Source organism: Cohnella lupini (genome assembly GCF_003386205.1).
Classification (GTDB): Bacteria; Bacillota; Bacilli; order Paenibacillales; family Paenibacillaceae; genus Cohnella; species Cohnella lupini.
Map to the genome: position 1 here is coordinate 1 of NZ_QRDY01000008.1, position 18,439 is coordinate 18,439.

At 54.2% G+C, this 18,439-nt stretch carries 8 protein-coding genes; 7 read left to right on the top strand and 1 reads right to left on the bottom strand.

The window, feature by feature from the left end; translation table 11 throughout:
- Positions 1–133: 133 nt before the first annotated feature.
- Positions 134–8,380: a carbohydrate binding domain-containing protein gene (locus tag DFP95_RS15025; protein ID WP_115993469.1), complete on the bottom strand. Its 8,247-nt coding sequence runs from the start codon at positions 8,378–8,380 to the stop codon at positions 134–136.
- A 128-nt stretch (positions 8,381–8,508) separates the two neighbouring features.
- Between DFP95_RS15025 and DFP95_RS15030 the strand changes: the two genes are divergently transcribed.
- From DFP95_RS15030 to DFP95_RS15060, 7 genes are all read left to right on the top strand, one after another.
- Positions 8,509–9,552 carry a LacI family DNA-binding transcriptional regulator gene (locus DFP95_RS15030; protein WP_115993470.1) on the top strand — a complete coding sequence of 348 codons (1,044 nt, stop codon included), beginning with the start codon at positions 8,509–8,511 and terminating at the stop codon, positions 9,550–9,552.
- A gap of 532 nt (positions 9,553–10,084) precedes the next feature.
- Positions 10,085–11,038 (top strand): ABC transporter permease, encoded by a 954-nt coding sequence (locus tag DFP95_RS15035; RefSeq protein ID WP_115993471.1) that lies wholly within the window; start codon positions 10,085–10,087, stop codon positions 11,036–11,038.
- 14 nt (positions 11,039–11,052) lie between these two features.
- On the top strand, positions 11,053–11,928 hold the full coding sequence (locus DFP95_RS15040; RefSeq protein ID WP_115993472.1) for a carbohydrate ABC transporter permease: 876 nt from the start codon (positions 11,053–11,055) through the stop codon (positions 11,926–11,928).
- 80 nt (positions 11,929–12,008) lie between these two features.
- Positions 12,009–13,562, top strand: a complete 1,554-nt coding sequence (locus DFP95_RS15045) for an extracellular solute-binding protein (protein WP_115993473.1) — start codon at positions 12,009–12,011, stop codon at positions 13,560–13,562.
- Positions 13,563–13,632: 70 nt separating this feature from the next.
- The gene (locus DFP95_RS15050; protein WP_115993474.1) at positions 13,633–14,886 is read left to right on the top strand and encodes an FAD-dependent oxidoreductase; all 1,254 of its coding nucleotides are present in this window, start codon (positions 13,633–13,635) and stop codon (positions 14,884–14,886) included.
- 46 nt (positions 14,887–14,932) lie between these two features.
- Complete coding sequence (locus tag DFP95_RS15055) at positions 14,933–16,570, top strand: response regulator (RefSeq protein WP_115993475.1); 1,638 nt, start codon at positions 14,933–14,935, stop codon at positions 16,568–16,570.
- Positions 16,563–18,419 (top strand): cache domain-containing sensor histidine kinase, encoded by a 1,857-nt coding sequence (locus tag DFP95_RS15060; protein WP_115993476.1) that lies wholly within the window; start codon positions 16,563–16,565, stop codon positions 18,417–18,419. The genes DFP95_RS15055 and DFP95_RS15060 overlap by 8 nt, the downstream gene beginning before the upstream one ends.
- Positions 18,420–18,439: the final 20 nt, after the last annotated feature.

Consider the following 18,439-nt stretch of genomic DNA (forward strand, 5'->3'; position numbering starts at 1 on the left):
CCTTTTTAGCCATAAAAATATCCCCTTCAAGTTCACTCGTTCCTCATGATAACATAAGGTTTTTTTCGAGTGTCTACCTGAAGGGGATAATACCATCCCGTGATGGATGTGGGGTTTAGTTTGTTTGGTTCGGCTAGTCGATCAAGCCGAACTGCTTGGCTGCATGAATCAATACCGTAGCCGCTTGAGCGCGCGTGGATACGGCTTTCGGACCGAAGCTGTCCGAGGAGACGCCTTGCATGAATCCAAGCTTATACATGAGCAGTACATCATCCGCATAATTCTCGTCGATGCTTCCGCCGTCTTTGAATAGCGAAGTAAGTGCAACGCTAGCCGTCGGCGCAGCGACATGGTCGTATGCAGCCGCCGCGGATAGGATGCTTGCCATTTCTTCCCTCGAGATCGGTTGAGTCGGCTTGAACTTGCCGCCATCGCTTGTCGTTACCCGATCGAGCAAGCCGGCGGATTTCGCCTTCATGATGGCGTTGGAGAAGAAATGGGTCGCAGGAACATCGCTATAGGCTTTCGTATTCGCGTCCGCGTCCGGGAGCTGCATCATGTTGATTACCATTTGCGTAAACTCGGCTCGGGTGATCGCCTTGGAGGGGGCGAACCTTCCGTTGCCGACGCCGACGACGAGTTTTTTGGCGGCTGCTTGCTCGATGGCTTCCGTATACCATTTGCCTTTTGCCACATCGGCGAACTCGACATGGTTCTCCGCAACGACATACGTGCTATTCGTGAGAGATTCGATAACCAAGTATTTCACGCCATTGATTTCTTTAACGAGATGAGGAACGAATATTAAGTCGTTCGAGGTCTCGTCGATTTTCCAGACGCCGAACCATTCGGGTAGCGAGAAGGGTATTTCCTTTCCTTGTTCGTCGATCGTTGCGTCCGGAAGGCGAATCGATCTTGCTATGGAGTCGTCGAATCGAGAGAGCGTCGCCACCGTTTCTCCCGTGCCGTTATCGATAGCTTCGATCGTATAGCTCACGCCGGCGAATACTTTGCCGCTCGGATAAAGTCGGCTAACCGTTTCGTTAACCGCGGTATCGGTGGACGCGTCCGTTAAAGTCACTTTAAAGCTGATATCATCCTTTGTAAGCTTGCGAGCTACCAGCAGATCCGATAGGCCGTTCGTAATCTCGGCTAAATTCGTCGGCAAGCCATATCCGCCGAAAGGTGTCATTATATCTATGACGGAATTCGGTTTCGAAGCCGCGAGGCTTCCCAAAGCTTTTCCCGAAATCGTCAAGTAGGCTTTTCCGTCGACAGGGGTTAGTTCAGCCGTATATTCATTGGCTGCTTCGTTATAATCCAATGCATCGATCATCTTTCCGTTAGCGTCGATAACAATCGAATCACTCGTTGGATTTCCGCCATCGTTGCTATTGTTAACGTCGTTAACATCGGTAGGGCTATCTACTTCTTCGTTATTTCCGTCTTCTTCGTCCTCGCTATCGTCGCCAGTGTTGCCGTTATCGGTCTGCTCGTCGTCCGTCAGAACGATCTTGCCCCACTTTTCCCTGTTCGTGGAATTGCCGTCTACGCCGTTCCAGAAAAATTGACGTTCGCGCCCTTTGGCACCGCCTTCGTCCATGCCCATGTCGTAGCGGATAACCGTACCGTCCCCGATAGCGGTGGCGCCGATATCCGCGAAAGCGATCTTCGCGTCGATCGTGTACCCTTTGCCGTCGGCATCCATTCGGGCCGCCATATCGATAACGGGCTGTTCCTGCTCCCGATAGCCGGTCCAATAAAAAGCGGTTTGCGTGTCGCCATTGTCGTCCACGGCAGCCGCCAACAATATTTGGCTGTCGTTATACTGCATGGAGCCGCCGTCGTTCACGTTATTCGGGCCGAAGAACAATTCGACCGCATCGCCGGCCCATAGGTAAGCCTTCGCGGCGGGTACGGTGTTCGCCTTGATGACGTTCGGGCTTTGCATCGGCGTCGGATCATCGATATGCGCGCGAATATAGTAATTCTCGTCGTCCCAAGTCAGACTCATTTGCGCTCCGATTCCTTGCTGCATCAATCCGAGAACAAGATCGACGTCCGTAATGTTCTGAGTGACCGCATCCGCCCATTCCGTATCGAAATCTCCAATCGTCGGAGCGGCTCCTGCCTTCGTCACGTCAAGCACCTTGTCGGAGGCTCGATCGACTTGTCCCGGTTTGAATTCATGCTGATACGGACTCGCGTTTCCCAATATGAGGTCATAGATTTTGGCGTTCGTCGTAGATACCGATTGCAAGAAGTCCCGATAGGGACGTCCCGCGACGTTAACGAGCCCGATCGCTCCGGCTTCGCCGTTAAGCCCTTGAAACCATCTTCCGGTAGGCGCTTGATCGAGGAAGGTAAACCAGTTCGTCCCTACGATAAAGCCCGATGCCGCCGCCTTCTCGACGTAGTTGCTGTACATCAAGCCCTTCTCGTGCTCGCCTTCCGCCATTCTTGCGGCGAACGTAAGGCCCGTCGTCGGATCTCCGTAATGGAACTCCGTCATAATAAAAGGCGTTTCTCCAGCAAGCTCATATAGGCGCTCGAGCACTTCAAGATTCAAGTCATAAGTGTAGTAATTGTAAGTGAGCACGTCTAGGTATTTGCCCGCGTATTCGGCCAAGTATTCCCGCAGCTTGCTGTCGTTCATGACGTTGGCCAGCCAACGGTCTCCTATGACCAAGTGATTAGGGTCGTACTTTCTCGTATAATAAGCGATTTGCTTGTAGAGCTCATCCAGATAGATTTCCGTGAAGTCGTCCATATCTCGCGTGGCGAGTTCCGTCTTAGCGGCGAAGGATCCGTTCTTGAGCGCGTCGAAGCTTGCGAAGCTCAGATCCCATGCGGCGTTAAAGCCCGCGATGGTGCCGTATTTCGCCGCGAGCATTTCCACGAGCCTAACCTTGCTTCCGGAGGAAGCGTTGGCGGCCGGAACGGCGGACTTCAGCTTGTTGTAGGGAAGCTCGTTGGCAAACATATAACCTATCAATTCCGTATCGTTCGCGTTATTCGCCAGTGCGCTGAATTTGACGTCCATCTGGTTCAACATATCCGGGTGGAAAATATCGAACAATTCGGTGTCCCCGATTTTCAGGCTCGGCATCGGAAGCCATGAAAGATCCGGCATGCCGCTCGCGTTGGACCAAGCGCCAAGTCCGGTAAAGCCGAGCGACTTCACGAAGTCGACGCTGTCCGCGGAGTATTGCGCCTGGTTAAAGGGCTGTCCGGTCCGGCGAATCAGGTTCGCGACGTAGAACGAGAAGTTCCCGTTCCCGTCGTAAGCGGTTTTGAATGGTCCGTCTTTGCCCGGAAGCCACTCGTATACGGATTCGCGACCGTTGACAACGGTGAAGGTCTCATCCACGTATCCCGTGCCGTTGACCGCCAAGTTAAAGTACAGATTGCCGAGAGGATCGACCATGACCGACTTGCCGTCGAGCTTCCCGATATGGAAAAATCCCGTTTCCCGCAGCCCGTGGACGTCTTTGCTTCCAGCCAACCCGCCGTAAGAATCCCGGCCGCCAGGAGCGGTCAGACCGGCGGTAAACTCCTCGTCGTCGATGGAGGCTTGGGCGAATTCCTCGTCGTCGTTAATTTTCCCCGGGAATTCGGCCGAGCGGATTTGCCCGTATGGATCGACGATCACTTCATCCGCGTTGATGTACGAGAAGGTTCTGGTCAAGCTCGTTTTCTTGCCCGTCTTTTCCGTCCATGCGGTTAAGGTCGCGGAAGAATCCAGCTTGATCGGCGCTTGATACAAAGTCTTGGCTTGGCTTCCCGTTATTTTGTAGTAGATTTCGCCGTCGGGCTCAATCGTGCTCAGAGCGATGAATTGCCCGGGCTCGATCTCTCCCGACCCCGGAGTTGCCGTGACCGGCGCGGCGGTAGCGTTAATCGCGATCTCCGAAATCTGGACGGAGTCCGGAACTGCATTGTCGGGTATCGTGATTTTCAGCAAAGTCATGCCCTCGGGAATGTCGTAGCTCTCGTAAATAGTAAGAGGCAGGTTGGACTTCGCCGTATTCGCATAAGTATCCGCCGTTAACGCCAAATCCTGATACTCGCTTCCGTCTTGGGAGACGGAAACCGAGAGAGGGGAGGGGGCAATCCCGCCGTCCGCATATAAGGAAACGGAAACGGACTTGATGTCCGAATTCAAATCGTATACCAGATAACCATCTCCCGTTCCGACGCGGGCTGCCCTGGCGATGTCGCCGCCGTACCAGGCAGGATTCGCGGCATCGATGCGAATATTGGACGTTTGTTCGGCTGAATCCAAGCCGCCCAGCTCGTCGATCAAGCCTTCGGAAAGAATGAGCTCATTGAAATCGATGATGGAAAAAGCCGCGTTTTCTTCCCAATTCGACTTGCCGAGCTCGAAATCGCGGTTAGGCAACGTATTATTGCGACCTTCCGCATGCAGAAGGAAGTCGTCGAGGTAGAGCGCGCCTTCGCTGCTTTCGTTAACGATCTTAAGAATAGCGTTAGCCGACGCGGCGGCCGTAAACGAGAAGGTTTTCTCTTCCCATTGTCCGGAGAGCGAGGAGAAGCTATGCTCGGCCAGACTTTGCTGATCGTTCGCGTTCAATAGCCGAACCGAGAAGTCGGCATTGCCCTTCGCCCATAGCTTGAAGGTATAGGTTTGATTCGCCGCGATCGGAATAGCGGGGGAGAGGAGGGTTTCCAGTCCGGCCGTTTCCGGCGAGGCGGTAACTTTCATCGCCCAGCTTCCGCTATGGGCATTGGAGCTTCCGGCTGGAGCGGAATAATCGATCGCCGCGAAGTGGTTGGCGGGATGCCACCATTTCGCGCCTCCGTCCTCGAAATCTTCCGCGATCAGGCTGGCGCTGCCGTCCGTCGCCGCCAATGACGCGTCGTCGATGTAAACGCGGCCGGTATGGCTGCCCGAGCTACGATCTCCGATCTTGATGTTGTATTTTCCGGTAGTCGTCGGAGTGTAGGTCGCGGATACGTATTTCCAGTCCGCCGAGGCTTCGAAAGGCGCAACGAGCACCTCCGCCCATGAGGTCGTGTTCTGAATGACGAGCGCCATGCGACCCGAGCCTTTGATCCATGCGCCGAATGTATAATTGACTCCCGCCGTCAATGTGGGTTGGGCGGAGTAGCTGGAGCCGTTGGTGTCGCCGGTGCCTTTGACGTTTGCCGTCAATGCCCAGTTGCCGCTATGCGTATAGGAAGTCCGGGAAGGCTTCTGGATCTCTTCCCAGTCTTCGTCGCCGGAACCGTCGCCCGTGCCGTCCGGCTTGACGTATTCGCCCGTCGCGCCCAGCAGCAAGATATAGTCGACTTTGAAGCTATCGAAGTTGTCGAGCACGTCGTCCGGATTGATTTGCAGCTTGACGGTCGCTCCCTCCGGAATCTGAACGTCATCGATGACGACATAACCGTAGCTATCCGACCACGAACGGCCGTGCTGCGGGAATAGTATATTCTTCTTCGTTAGAACGTTATTGACGTACAGAGAAGCCTTCTGGTCGGATTGCCAGCCTTGATACACGATCGCGATGCCGTCGTCGGCTTTGTTGGCGTTCCCGAAGGAAAGCGAATTTCCCGACCTGTACATCAGCGCGATTCGTCCGCCGGAAGCCCACGGATCGCCGTGAAGCTTATTCGCGCTTCCCGAGAGAACGCCGTCTTCTCCTTCGATTTGCACGTAAGTGTCGCCGATTCCGTCAATGTCGGAAGGCTCGATAGCCGGAGAGGTGTCCGGTGCTCCGTTCGGATTCCATAGCTCACCGAATTTCGCCGAAGCTTGGGGGAAAGCGACGGTATCGTACAAATCATGATCGCCATCGCTTGCCGATACGTTAAAGTAGACATGCCACGCTACGTTATTGTTATCGATCCATTCGTGCATCTTCTCGATGAAATAGGGATTGTCCGCGCCTCCCATTCCGTCTTCCGGCCGTGTCGCCAGACCCCACTCGCATATGCCTAGAGGAACGCCCTGATCCGCGGCGAAAGCGGCGATCATATTCAGGCCCCAGTTGCCGTCGTTTACTTGCGAGGTCCAAGCCAACTGCTGCCTTCTTAACTTCTCGGCCGGGTCCGCGTTAGCATAGCCCGCTCCGTAAATAGGGGATCCGCCGCTTTGCGCCCAGGTTTGATCATAGTGGTCGATCCCGACGAAATCCACGTAATCCCGTCCGGGGAACGCGGCTTCCAGATCGACGCCCCAGATGGCCGTCGCCGGGTTCCAGACGAACTTGAATTGTTGGCCCTCGATGCTTCTAAGCGTCGTTACGAATTGGCGGAAGGCTTCCGCGAAATCCAAGCATTTCTGCAGGTGGTCGGGATTGTTGGCGTTGCCGACCGACCAAATATACCAGCCGCCGTTGAATTCATGCCCGAAGCGAATCGTGGCGTTGGCCATTCCGGCGGCGATAAGGTTCTCGCCTAATTGCCTATAGTGGTCGTTATAGTCGCCGTTTGCCGCGGCAGCCAGACTTCCGCCCGTTTTCGGAAAAGGATAGGCAGCCCATAACATGCTCCCGGCAAAGGGCGAATCCTCCCATGCGGCCAGACGGTTTCCGCCTTCCAGGTCGGACCATGTATTCTGCTCGAGGAAGTCTTCGGCGAGAGTAGGGGTTCTGCCGATCCATTCGCCGAAATCGGCTACTCCGTCCGGGTTCCGGTCCCAGGAATAAACGCCGAGGTTGTTTACGCCGTCGTACTGCTGCGCCGGAGGGTTGTCGGATTGATTCGGATAACGCGTAAATACGGTGCCTTTGTCGCCGCCCCAATATTTCAGCTGCTCTTCGAAGCCGCTGTTCGTAAGCAGATTCGTCTGCACCGGAATGCCGAAGAAGAGATCGTCCAAGTACATCGTTCCTGCTGCTTCCGCTTCGGGGAGGACGTTGCCGGCGCTATCGGATATCGAGAAAATCACGGTGCCCGAATAGGTACCGGAGTTAAAGCTCGCGGACACGTAAGACCAAGTACTCGTGGCCTTCGGTCTTATGAATTGAATGTTGTCCCCGTTGCTTTTGGCGGCTTTGATCGTGACGGCTCCGCTGCCCTTGATCCAAGCGCCGAACTCGTAATTCGTATCCGCGGTTATGCCGCTTACCTGCTGAGTGACGGTTTTCCAGTCGGACTTCTTACCTTTAGGTTTAGCTTCCATAGACCGGTTGCCGGTATGCATGTTCGGCGTATTGTCCGGTTCCGTCGGCGGTTCGCTAGGAGGATCCGTCGGATCTGACGGATCGGTAGGGTCGCCCGGTTCCTGGGGGTCATCGTTCTCCGCGATTCCTTCGGCAACCGAGAAGACCGGAGGGGCGCTATTGTTAGCCACCGTCCATTCCGCGAGCCCGGCCGTGGCTTCGAAGCTGGAATTAATCAATAGGTTAACCGCGGTCCCCTTTACTCCGAAGAACGCGTCATCCATATAGGTTGTTCCTTGCGCTTCGGCTTGCGTAATCCCCGAACCGGGAACGGAAGCGCTGTCATAAATGGAAAAGTATAGGTCCTCGTTCGATGCCGCCGTATACTCGGCATTCCAATAGACCCAATCGCCCGTCGCTTTTTGCCGGACGAACTTCAAAGCGCTGCCGGAGCTCGAGCCTTTCGATATTTTCATCGTTGCCGCGCCGTCGCCTTTGACCCACATTCCGAATTCATAGATCGTGCCCGCGCTAATCCCCGTCACTCTCTGCGTAAGATATGCCCAGAGGCTAGGCAAACCCGCGAGGTCGGCTTTCAGCGAATGCGTTCCCGTGTAAACGGTCGTGTCGACGGGAGGGTCTTCCGGCTCGACCGGCTCCTCCGGCGGCTCGGTTTCCGGGATTCCTTCGACGACGGAGAAAACGTCCTTCAGCAGCTTGTTCCAGCCGTCCGTGCTCGCCTCGAAGCCGGGGTTCTGCAAGAGATTGGCGCCCGTGCTTTGCGCTCCGAAGAAAGCATCGTCGATGTACATGGATCCTGCTACCTGGCTTTGCGGGAAAGCAGTCGCCGCGCTGTCGACGATCGAAAACGTCATTTTGCCGGAACGCGTTCCGGAATTGAAATCGACGGTATAATAGCTCCATTCCTCCGTTGCGACCAGGCGCGTGAAGGATACGGTAGAACCGGCCGCGGCTATTTTCAAAGTCACGATCCCGCTGCCTCTCGCCCATATGCCGAACGTGTAATCCGTATTCGCGGTAATGCCGTCCACCTCTTGCTCGACGTAAGCCCAGTTGCCGGATTCGCCCTTAAGCGCCGCTTGCAGCATATGCGCGCCGGAATGAGAGGCCGGATCGTCCCCCGCTGCCGAGACGGTGGCAAGGTTTGCCGGAACAACGGTTAATAACATGAGAACCGCGCACAAGATTGCGGTTAATCGCTTCATTTTCTTGAAGAGTTGCATCATCATCTTCCTCCTTGATTTAATTTGAGGGTTGCCAATCTATGAGAACGCCTTCATTCTAGGTAAGAAAGCGCTTAGAATATAGTTTCAATTTAGTTACATTTATCGATAACGGGTTTACTAGGGGGAGCAGCATGCCTAGGAAGAAGACGATTACCCTATACACGATCGCCGAGGATTTGGGCTTGACGATTCATACGGTGTCCAAAGCGCTGAGAGGATTGCCGGGTATGTCCGAGGCGACCCGGAAGACGGTGTTCGATCGGGCGCGCGAGCTCGGCTACCGGACGAAGGAGCAGGAGGCGGGCATGTCCGCGGAGCGAATACCGTGGGCGAACGCCAAGCCGCGGAGGTTCGCGATGCTCGTCATCGGGGATACGAATTTTCATCGGCTGCAGTTGGAAGGGGTGGACCTCCGTCTCCGGGAACTCGGGCATTCGCTACATCCGCTCATCGTTCCGGCTGCGGTATCGGAACAATCGGAATTCGACGAGTTGCTGAACGCGAACGACTTGGCTTTCGTGGACGGCTTGTTTCTGACCGCCGCCATACCGGAGTGGATGGAGGCCGCGCTGCTGAAGCTGCCGATTCCGAAGGTGCTGATCAACTATCCGTCCGATTTGGCGGAGGTGGACAGCGTCATCTGGGACGTGGAATACGCGGTTCATCGATCGGTGAAGGAGCTGTACGATCGCGGTCATCGCCGCATCCTGTACGTCGTGGATATCGAGCCGCTCCGCGGCTTTCGCCTGAGGTGGAAGGCGTTCGCGGCGGCGACGGAGATGCTCGGCTTGGAAGGCTTGGCCGATCCCGGAGAGCATGTCATCGGGTTTGCCGCTGACCGGGACGTCTGGATGGACCATCTATGCGGGAAGCTGAGCTCCGGACAATATACGGCCATTCTTAGCGTCGTTCCGGGGTTGGCCGAGTGGGTATATACGGCTGCCCGTATTCTTAAGTTAAGCATACCGGAGCACTTCTCGTTGGTCGGGATGGAGAACGAGGAAAATCGGTTTTACCCCGATATGTCCCGCCCGATACTGCTCGTGAGAGAAGCGGGAGAGCGGGCGGTGGAGCTGATGCTGAGGAGAATAGCCAATCCGCTGCTGCCGTACGAGCATGTCAGGCTCAAGGGCTCCTTCTATGCGGGAAATACGATACGCGCTCTCAGGGCTTAAGGCGCCTGCGGGCTTTCAATGGACGATCCACCGAGGATCGTCTTTTTTGCACGGAATAACCCGTCCAGACCGGGTTATTAATCCCTCGCGGCCCAAATTTCGCCGAATAACCCGTCCAGACCGGGTTATTAATCCCTCGCGGCCCCAACTTCGCGGAATAACCCGTCCAGACCGGGTTATTAATCCCTCGCGGCCTCAAATTCGCAGAATAACCCGTCCAGACCGGGTAATTTGCCCCTCGCGGCCCCAATTTCACCGAATAACCCGTCGAGACCGGGTAATTTGTTCCTCGTGGCCTCAACTTCGCCGAAGCACTATTTATACTCAACTGACCGCTCGATAAAAACGTAACCTGCCGTCCCAAGGACGGCGAAACCGTTTTTCTTGGCTGCCAAGTCCCTAGGACGAAGAAGCCGTTTCTCTTGTTTAACCCCGCAAACTTTATAGAATACGACCAGAAATCGAAGGATTGACTGCTACTCACGCGCTTGCCGATTCTCTAAAATGAAGAAACGACAGAGACAAGAAGGTGATGACATTGAGTAAAGCCGCTACGCCGCCAGCCGCTCGCATCGGAGCGGGAAGCCGCCGCTGGAAGCTGATCCGCGGAAATCTCGGCCTGTATGCGTTGCTGGTTCCCGGGCTTTTATTCCTCCTATTGTTCAAATACGCGCCAATGTACGGCATCATAATCGCCTTTCAGGATTTCAACATTTTCGCCGGAGTGGCCGCTAGCGATTGGGTGGGACTGGCGCAATTCGAGAAGCTGATTCATTCCGACGAGTTTCTGCAGGTGCTCGCGAATACGTTACTGATCAGCTTGTACAAAATCGTCATTCTCTTCCCGATTCCGATCGTGCTCGCGCTTCTGCTGAACGAAGTCAGGAAAATGTTATTCAAGCGCACGATTCAAACGATTATTTATTTGCCGCATTTCCTTTCGTGGGTCATCATTTCGGGGCTGTTTCTTAACATCCTCTCCCCGTCCGGCGGGATCGTCAACGAAGTCATTCGCTCGCTTGGCGGGCAGCCGATTTCATTCATGACCGACAACGACCTGTTCCGCAGCATCGTCGTATTCACGGCAGGCTGGAAGGAAATCGGCTGGAACGCCATCGTCTTCATCGCGGCGATCGCGGGAATAGAGCAAGAGCAATACGAAGCCGCGTCCATTGATGGCGCCGGCCGGATCAAACAGATGATATCGATCACGTTACCGGGCATTCTGCCTATCATCATGCTCATGTTAATCCTGCGAATCGGTAGCTTGCTGGACGCCGGAACGGAGCAAATCTTGACCATGTACAATCCGCTCGTCTACGAGAATGGGGACGTCATAGGAACGTACGTGTATCGAATGGGTCTGGGCCAGCAGGATTACAGCTTCAGCACGGCGGTCGGATTATTCAATTCCGCAGTCGGCTTCCTGCTGATCGTGATCGGCAATAGCCTCAGTCGTAAATTTCTGCAACGAAGCATCTGGTAGGAGGCGAAAGGATCATGCGCGGTAAGAAATTCGGAGATCTCGCGTTGGACGGAGGCATTTACCTCATTCTGATCGCGTTGGGATTAATAACGTTGCTTCCGTTCGCCAACGTACTCTCCAAGTCGGTCAGCGTAGAGTGGGCGATCGTCTCGGGCAAAGTCGGGATTTTCCCGGTCGGGTTCCAGCTCGATACGATGCAATTCGTCATCACCTCGGAGCAATTTCTTCGTTCGTTATTTAATTCGGTACTGATCGTCGTCATCGGAACGGTGGCGTCCTTGCTCATCACGGCGCTGACCGCCTATCCGTTATCGAAGCGGGAGCTTCCCGGCATGGGCATCGTCATTGTCCTGTTCATCTTCACGATGATGTTTAACGGGGGCATCGTTCCTAACTATTTGCTCATCCGCCAGCTAGGCTTAATCGACGATTTGGGAGCCCTCATATGGCCGGCATTGATCAGCGTGTTCAATCTGCTGATTATCAAGAGCTACTTCGAGAGCCTGCCGCCAAGCCTGGAGGAGTCCGCGAAGATCGAAGGGGCACGGAACTACACGATTCTGTTCCGAATCATCCTTCCGCTCAGCGGTCCCGTGCTGGCGACGATCGGGCTTTTCTACGCCGTCTATTATTGGAACGATTATTTCAACCCCATGCTCTACATTAACAGCATGTCGTTGAAGCCTCTTCAATTGTATTTGCAGGATATCGTCATTAACGCGGATACTTCATCGGCCTTGAACGGAAGCACCGACAATCTGATGAACGTTCCTCCGGAAGGGGTCAGATCGGCAACGGTCATCGCTTCGACCATTCCGATCGTGCTCGTATATCCGTTCCTGCAGAAGTACTTCAATAAAGGGGTTCTGATCGGCTCCGTCAAAGGCTGAGTTCCATCGCGTTAACTCTCTCGGGAATCCCCGATAGATTAATGATATATAATAAACATTACATCCAGGAGGGTCATGAAATGAGAAAAAGTTCTAGGTTCGTCATCGCAATGGTAATGGCTTCGCTTATGGTTATGTTATTGGCAGCGTGTTCATCGAACAACAACGGGGAGAACGCTTCGGGCGCGGCAAGCCCGGCGGGTTCCGCGGTATCGTCGGAAGCGGGCAGCCCGGCGGCATCGCCGGAGGACAAGCCGTCTTTAAAGAGATTGGGAGTCTGGCAAGACCAAGACTACAATGCTTATCCGGTAGCGAAGATGCTGGAAGAGAAGACGGGGTATAAGGTTCAATACGACATGCTTCCCCAAGATTGGACGGAGAAGCTTAATCTACTGATGGCATCCGGCGAATCGTACGATCTCGTCTCGATGTTCAGCGATATGGCGCTTTACTCGGACTATGCCCAGAAGGGCGCGTTGATAGACTTGACGCCTCTGATCGACCAATACGGTCCGAACATCAAAGCGGCTATCTCGCAACAATCGATCGATGCGCTTAAGGTCGACGGTAAGCTCTACGCGATTCCGACCTCGGTCACTTACGACATCAATAGCAGTATTCTCATCCGTACGGATTGGCTGGAGAAGGTAGGCCTGCAAATGCCGACGACGACGGATGAATTGGTTGCGGTGCTTAAAGCATTCAAGGAAAAAGATCCGGGCGGCAACGGAGATCAGAACGTTGCGTTGACGGGCAAAGGCGACCAAGCGATGTTCGACAACATCGTAGGCGCGTTCGGGATGCCGAATACTTGGAACGAAGTAGACGGACAATTGGTTCCGAGGCTTATGGATCCCGCTTACAAGGATTACGTCGCATTCGTAGCGGACTTGTATAAGCAAGGTCTATTGGATAGAGAGTACGTCGCCAACAAAGACGCTACGGCCAAAGAAAAGTTCAACAGCGGCAAAGCCGGCGCGATTATCGTTCACTGGGCCGATATTCCGACGATCTCCGACGCGCTTACTAAGAACGTTCCGGACGCGAAATTCGCCTTCGTACCCGCTCTGAAAGGACCTGCGGGCAAAGCCGGATTCTCTTCTAACGCGGGATTCGATCGGTTGACGATCATTCCGAAAGCTTCCAAGCATCCGGAAGATGCCATCAAATGGATTAACGCAAGCTTGGAGCCGGAAACGTTCAAGAATCTGGCTATCGGCGAGGAAGGTAAGCATTATACGGCCGAAAACGATGCTTACACGCCAATCCTTCCTGCTTTCAACGACGAGCGCAATTTGGCGAATAACTTCATGTCGGGCGCGGACGAGCAAAGCTACCCGCTGTACTGGCAAGCTCGCGTTCGTAAAAATCCGGTCATGTTCGAAGCGTTCGATACCCTTAACAACAAACAGCCGGACGAGGTAAAAATACAGAACGTGTTGGGACTTGCTCCTTACATGCAGCAATACTCGAAGAGCAATCAGCAGTTGGAAGCAATGGTCACCGACTATACGGTGAAGCTGATTGCGGGCGCCGAAGATTTGTCGGGGCTGGAAGCCTTCCAAGCTAAGTATAAAGCGGCAGGCGAAGAAGCAAGCGCGAAAGAAGTTAACGATTGGTACGCGAATAAGTAAATCAAAATCAAATAAGCGGCGGCGAGTAAGCAAATCGCTTGCCGCTTCTTTCATTGGAGGAGAGCCTTCCATGCTCAAGGAGAGTTATTCATTCGAACGCCGGATCGAGACGCATATGCAAGCGGACGTCATCGTTATCGGAGGCGGTCCGGCAGGTACCGCCGCGGCGATTAGCGCTGCGCGCTGCGGCAAGAAGGTTGCTTTGCTGGAGAAAACGGCGCAGCTGGGTGGCATGGGAACGCTGGGTAATGTCAGCATCTTTATGCCCGTTGGCAACGTGACCGGCATCTATCGGGAGATCGTCTCGGAGATGCTGGCGGAATATTTGCCGTCCGGTCATCATGAGTCTATCGACCCGCAATATTCTCCTTTCTTGCTTCGCCAATATCTGAACGAGAAGATGAAGAAGGAGCAAGTGCAGGTATTCTTCCATTGCGAATTCGTCGGTACGATTCATAAGGATGGACGAATTCAGGCCGTCGTCGTATCGACGAGAGAAGGCTTGAAAGCGTTCGAGGGAGAGACCTTCATCGATTGCACGGGCGATGCCAGGGTGGCGATCGATGCCGGCGTACCTTATCGTACCGGCAGGGAAGAGGACGGCTTAACGCAGCCGATGACCTTGATGTTCACGATGCAGAATACGGGCAAACCCGTAACTCCCCTATTGCCTGAAGGCTGCTATCGATACGAGGAAGAATCCGATCTGCCGCAAGGACGAAGATTGTATTGGGAGCGCAATAACGACGGCACGCTGCTCGTCAATATGTCGCGCGTTAAAGCGAACGGAGCTATAATTAAGGATGTCAATTACGCGGAGGCGGAAGCGCTGAAGCAAGTGTTCTCGATCGTGAATTATTTACAGAGAACAGGGTTCGAGACGTATGCTTTAGCCCATATCGCTCCGCAGACCGGAGTCAGGGAAACGAATCAAATTCGGGGACTTTATACCCTTAGCGAGCACGATGTGGTGAACGGAACGCGGTTTCCGGATGCCGTCGCACAGACCAATTACGAGATCGACATTCATAGCCCGGATGCGAAGAAAACGACCGACGAGCGGAAGGTCGACGGCTACGATATTCCTTATCGCTGCATGGTGCCCGCGGAGTTCGGCAATTTGCTCGTAGCGGGAAGAGCGATCTCCGCGACTCACGTGGCTATGTCGTCGATGCGCGTTCAAGCGACCTGTTACGCGATGGGACAGGCTGCGGGTATTGCGGCGGCTGTATCGATAGAAGATTCCTGCTCGATGCAGGATATATCCATCGATAAATTGCATGGCCTATTGGAATACCAAGGAGTTCGATTCAGCGGGCGATGATTTCGACGAGCCATCATTTTCAGGAGTGGGAAAGGAGGTCGGAACGATGTACAGATTGCTGATCGTGGACGACGAGCCGACGGTAAGGTTCGGCTTGCGATCTTATTTCGACTGGTCTTCTTACGGAATCGAAGTGATGGGCGAAGCGGACGATGGAGACGTTGCGCTCGACATGATCGAGAAGGAGCGGCCCGATCTTATACTGACGGACGTTCGGATGCCGCACATGGACGGAATTGCGATGTCGCAGCAAGTATCGGCGAAATATCCACAGTGCAAAATCATTTTCGTAAGCGGTCACGGAGACGCCGATTATATGAAATCCGCCTTGAAAATCAGCGCCGTGGACTACATCTTCAAGCCGGTGAATCTGCAGGAGCTAGGAGCTGCGGTTAAACGGGTCGTTACGGAGCTTAACGCGGAACGGGAGGAGCGGCTTCATCAAGAGGAGCTGCTAGTTAAGCTGAAGGAAGGCATGCCTCTGCTGAGGGAGAAATTCCTGCTGGCTTTGATCGGGAACGGAGTGCCTAAGCTGGAGCTTCGCGAACGGATCGAATTCCTCGGCTTGGATCTGGCTGTCGAGTCTTCCTATTGGGTCATGGTCATCTCCGTGGACGACTTGGCTGAAGTGATGGGGAAACGTTCGGAAAGCGATCGGCAGCTGTTGTGGTATTCGGTGCTGAACATCTTCCAAGAGCTCGTCGATGCCCATCTTCGGGGCTACGCCTTCGAGCATCGGAACGGCGAGTTCGTCGGCGTTCTGCAGATCGATGCGGACGGCCCAAGCGTTCCGGATGCCGCGGAAGCCTTGCTGGCGTTGGCCGGCGAGACTCGCGCGAACGTGGAGCGCTGGCTGAAGCTCGGCGTGACCATCGGAATCAGCGACCGGGTAATTGCCTTGACCGACCTAGCCCATGCTTATAAACAAGCCCGCGAGGCTGTCGATCATAAATGGTATTTGGGCAAAAACCGGATCATCACGATGAACAGTCTAGAAAGTCCCGAATCGGATGCGGGCGGGCTGAGCAGATATGATCTCGTTCCTAACGAGCAGCTCATGTCCGCGTTGAAAGCCGCGGATTCGGACAAGCTGCGGGAAATTCTCGATGAGATCTTCGCGGGTTTGAGTCGCAATCGGCGAGACGGATCGAAATACGGACGTAACGTCTGTCTGCAGATCGTCCTTGCGGTCGGACAGCTATTGCTTGAGCTCGGCGTGCAATCCCCGGAGCTGGAGACGTCGGAATCCAGGCTAATGGAAACCTTATTCGAGACGGAGACGGCAGACGAGATGCGCCATTTGATCGAGGCATACCTGTCGGCGGCATGCGAACGAATTCGCGACAAGCGAACGGGCAAGGTGGCCAACTTAGTGGAGCGGGTACGTGCCGTTATTGAACAAGGCTATTCGGATGGCAGCTTGACCGTAACGGAAATCGGCAAGGCGGTCTATTTGACCCCGACTTACGTAAGTCTTCTGTTTAAGCAAGAGACCGGACAAACCATTAACGAATATTTGACGCAGGTACGGGTGGATAAAGCGAAGGAGCTGCTGCGCGATCCTCAGTATAAATTTTATGACATTTGCCATGCCATCGGGTACACCGATCCGAGCTACTTCACCAAGCTGTTCAAGAAAGCGACCGGAGTAACTCCGAGCGTGTACCGTGACACCCATGCGTAAAGCCCATGAAGACGCGTCGCATCGGTCGGATTACGGCATCGGGTCGGTTCGTCGACTGCTGCACCGCTTCTCCATTCCTCGTCCGTGGCTGCTGGCCTACTTGTTGCTAATTGTCGTTCCGGCGGCCGTATTCCTGTATGGCTATTACGAGCGCTCCGCTTCCATCTTGAAGAACGAAGTCATGAGGACGATGCAGCAGGCTCTGAAGCAAGCGGGCAGTAATCTCTCTTATCGGCTGGAGCACATTCAGGATATTAGCAATGCCGCCTTCATGAATTCCAATCTCCATTCCTACCTTTCCGTCGGAGCCGACGATCAGTCGATTGCCATCCAGTTGAAGGTTATCGAAGACTTGAGGTATTTGGTGGACACCGTTCAGTCGAATTCCGACGTATACCATGTCCGCCTGTTCGTTGATAAATCCAAGCTGTACGCGCAGGAGAGAATCAACTTCTTCACGCTGGACAGCTTGCAGGCTCGGCCTTGGTACCCTGCGATTATCGGCGGTAATGGAGGAATTGTCTGGACGGGCATATATCATGAAAGCTTCCTAGGAGAAGGGGACGCGAATATCTTCTCCGCCGCCCGCATGCTGCGCGACCCCGAGAACTACGACAAGGTGTCGGGAGTGTTAATGATCGACGTTCAAGAGAGCTTAGTGTCGGATATTCTGTCGGCATTGCAATTCTCTCCGGGGACGCAGGTGTATCTCGTGGACGAGAGCGGAACGATTGTCTATCACCCGGATCGGTCATTAATCGGTACGAAGGTCGACAGGTCCATATTCGATGTCTTGAGGCAGGGAGACGAAGGCATTCGTACGCTGAAGCAGAATTCGGACGCCAATAACGTGATGTATACGACATTGAATCCAACAGGCTGGAAGCTGGTCGCGCAAGGCACCGAATCCCAGCTATCGCCTCAATCGGTCAAACTCACCCAAAGGTCGGAGTGGACCTCTCTCATTGAATATGTCACTTTGTTTCTCATATTGCCGTTCGTGCTGCTGGCGATTATCGTACGGGGGATGAATCGCAGGGTGAACCATGTCATTACCGTTATCCGCAAGGAAGGAACGGACAGCTTGAACGATCTCCCGGCGGCAAGCGGAGATTTCCATATGCTCGAGAGAAGCGTCGACCATCTGATCATTCGGGTACGCACGCTAGTCGAGGAGAAGTACAAGGCCGAGCTTCATGAGCGCGAAGCGCAGCTTCAGGCGTTGCAGGCGCAGATTAATCCGCATTTTCTCTACAACACGCTCGATACGATCAATTGGATCGCGATCGGCAAAGGCGCGACGGACATTAGCCAGATGATCGACAGCCTCGCGAAATATTTTCGGCTAAGCCTGAATAAGGGCCAGAGTATCGTCAGCGTCGAGGACGAGCTGCGTCTCGCCCAAGTGTATTTGGAAATTCAACAGAGCCGGTTCCTGGATACGTTCGACTTCAAACTCGAGATCCAAGAGGGACTGGACGCGTACCGGATGCCGAAGCTGATTCTTCAGCCCATCGTCGAGAACGCGCTGCTGCACGGAATTCGCAAGGCGAAGGATAGGCGCGGCCTTATCGTCATCTCCGCCAAGGAGGACAAGGGAGATCTCTTCTTCGCGGTTTCCGATAACGGAATCGGTATGGAAGAGAGTCTGGCGAGCCGGCTTCTCACGGAGGCGCCAACTGAATCAGCCAACCGCGGTTCCTCGGATAGCGGAAGCTCCTATGGCTTATTCAACGTAAATGAGCGAATTAAGCTTTATTCCGGAGAAAATTACGGAGTCGGCATTGATTCGCGGCTTGGCGTTGGCACTACGGTTACCGTTCGATTAAAGGCAGGTTTTTCGGAATGATTGACGCTCTCACGGGGCTT